3 protein-coding genes are annotated in these 2,804 nt (G+C 73.9%); all 3 read left to right on the forward strand.

Going from position 1 to position 2,804, the window contains the following annotated elements:
* Window positions 1-73: 73 nt before the first annotated feature.
* On the forward strand, window positions 74-1,042 hold the full coding sequence (locus ACNAW0_RS30135) for an aldo/keto reductase (protein WP_416291433.1): 969 nt from the start codon (window positions 74-76) through the stop codon (window positions 1,040-1,042).
* A gap of 7 nt (window positions 1,043-1,049) precedes the next feature.
* Window positions 1,050-1,547, forward strand: coding sequence for a hemerythrin domain-containing protein (locus ACNAW0_RS30140; protein WP_416291434.1), 498 nt, complete (start codon window positions 1,050-1,052; stop codon window positions 1,545-1,547).
* 93 nt (window positions 1,548-1,640) lie between these two features.
* Window positions 1,641-2,804: sensor histidine kinase (locus ACNAW0_RS30145; RefSeq protein WP_416291435.1), on the forward strand; the 1,164-nt coding region annotated here is incomplete at its 3' end.

A 2,804-nucleotide genomic window follows, 5' to 3' on the forward strand; every position in this document is an offset into this window, starting at 1 on the left:
CGAGACGCACCCGGCCATTGGCGTCCCGCCCGGAACGGGCGTGCCGTCCCGCTTGTCCGGGTAGCTTCAGGCCATGCGCGTCGTGCAGCTCGCCACTCCCAAGCCCATCTCCAAGATCGGCCTCGGGACCTGGCAGTTCGGGTCGAAGGAGTGGGGCTACGGGCCCGACTACGAGCGCCGGGCGGCGGACATCGTCCGGCGGGCGATCGACCTGGGCGTCACCCTCTTCGACACCGCCGAGCTGTACGGCTTCGGCCGCAGTGAGCGGATCCTCGGCGCGGCGCTGGGCGAGGACCGGGCCAAGGTCGTGGTGGCCAGCAAGATCTTCCCGGTGTTGCCGGTCGCCGCCGTGGTGCAGCAGCGAGCGGTCGCCTCCGCCGCCCGGCTCGGCGTCACCTGCATCGACCTCTACCAGGTGCACCAACCCAACCCGGTGGTCGCCGACAGCACCACGATGCGGGGCATGCGCGCCCTGCGGGGGGTCGGGTTGGTCGGCGAGGTCGGGGTCAGCAACTACAGCCTGCGCCGCTGGCAGGCGGCAGAGGCGACGCTGGGCCGCCGGGTGCTGAGCAACCAGGTCCGCTACAGCATGATCGACCGCAGGCCCGAGGAGGACCTGATCCCGTACGCGGAGCAGGCCGGCCGGATCGTCATCGCGTACAGCCCGCTCGCGCAGGGCTTCCTCTCCGGCCGGTACGACGCCAAGCACCCGCCGCACGGGGCGGTCCGCCGGGCCAACCCGTACTTCCTGCCGGAGAACCTGGAACGCGGGGCCGCGCTGATCGCCACCCTGCGTGAGGTGGCCGAGGCGCACGACGCCACCTCCAGCCAGATCGCCCTGGCGTACCTGCTGCGTCACCCGAACGTGGTGGCCATCCCCGGCGCGTCCGGGGTGGAGCAGATGGAGCACAACGCCGCCGCCGCCGAGATCGACCTGGCCGACGACGAGTACGCGGCGCTGGCCACCGCCGCCCGCCAGTTCCGGCCGGTCACCGGGCTGGCCGCCGTACCCAAGCTGATCCGTGCCCGGACCCGGAGGTGACCCTGTCATGGACGACATCACCGCGCTGATCCTCGACGACCACGCCGCCTTCCGGCGGGGTTTCGCCCGGCTCGACGACGCCCGCGAACCGACCGAGCTGCTGGCCGTCTGGGAGGCGCTCGCCCTGCATCTGGACATCCACGCCGAGGCGGAGGAGGCGATCCTCTATCCGCACCTGGTGCGGCACGGCGAAGACGGCGCGGAGGAGACCGAGGACGCCATCGGCGACCACAACAAGATCCGCGACGCGATCGCCGAGTCGAAGCGCCACGAGGTCGGCTCGGACGCGTGGTGGGCGGCGGTGTGGACGGCCCGCCGGGAGAACAGCGAGCATCTGGCCGAGGAGGAGGACGAGGCGCTGCCGGACTTCCGCCGGCATGCCGACGTCGAGCTGCGTGCGCAGCTGGGGGCGCGCTGGCTGAAGTTCTACGGCGAGCACAAGAACGGCCGTAATCTGCCCTTCCTGGACAAGGACCCGGAGAAGTACGTGCGGGAACACCGCTGACCGTGGCCGATCTCCCCGACGTGGGGGAGGTCGTCAGGTCGGGCCGGGCGGAAGAATGGCCGGGTGAGGGTCGGCGGGGTGCTGGGACCGTTGGTGCGCGGGAGCACCTGGCGGCGTGCCGTGTTCCTGCTGCTCGGCGGGGTGCTCGCGCTGCCGTACGCGCTGCTCGTGGCGGCCTTCGCCCAGATGCTGGCCATCGACGACGTACCCCGGTCGGCGGTCTTCGGGCTGCTGCCGGGGGCCGTGGTGATCGCGGCCGTGCCGGTGTTCCTGACCGGTAGCCGGGCCCTGGAGATCGCCGCCGCGCGGGCGCTGCTCGCGGTCGACCTGCCCGAGCCGGCGGAGGGTCACCGGATCGACCGGGAGACCCGGCTGCGCGCCGCGCTCTGGATCGCCCTGCACCTGCTCACCGGCGGTCTGGTGCTGTTCGCGGCGATCAGCGCCCTCCCGATGGCGCTGGTCTTCCTGGCCCGGCCGATCGGCCTCGACCCGGCCTCGATCCCGGACGACGGGTTCGGGCCGTTGATCGCGGACCCGGTCGGGGCGACGCTGACCGGGGCGGTGTTGCTGGTCGGGCTCGGGTACGCGGTGGCTGGGCTGGGCGCGCTCGCCGCGTCGATGGCGCCGGTGCTGCTCGGCCCCTCGCAGGGTGAGCGGATCGCCGCGCTGGAGGCCCGGGCCGCCCGGCTGGCCGAGCGGAACCGGCTGGCCCGCGAGCTGCACGACTCGGTCGGGCACGCGCTGACCGTGGCCACCCTCCAGGCCGGTGCCGCCCGCGAACTGCTCGACGCCGACCCGGAGTTCGCCCGGCGGGCGCTACGCGCGATCGAGGAGACCAGCCGGCACGCGATGGACGACCTGGACCACGTGCTCGGGCTGCTACGGGAGTCCGAGGACGCCCGCCGGCCCGCCCCCGCCGCCCCGCAGCCGACGCTGGCTCGGCTGGACCGGTTGGTCGCCGACACCCGGGCCGCCGGCCTGGAGGTGGACGTGCTGGTCAGCGGGGCGGTCGGGGAGTTGCCCGCGGCGGTGTCCCGGGAGGGCTACCGGATCGTGCAGGAGGGCTTGACCAACGCGGCCCGGCACGGCCGCGGCCCGGTGCGGCTGCGGGTGGACGTACCCGCGACAGCGGCGGCGCCGGGCGGCGACGCGGTGTCGGAACGTCCTTCATCCGGTCCGGAGCGCCGCCTGGCGGCGTGGCGGCCGAATCATGGCCGCCAGCCGAGCGGGAAGTTGTCGGCGACGGCTCCAGGTCGT

This window comes from Micromonospora sp. SL1-18 (genome assembly GCF_047921505.1).
Lineage (GTDB): Bacteria > Actinomycetota > Actinomycetes > Mycobacteriales > Micromonosporaceae > Micromonospora.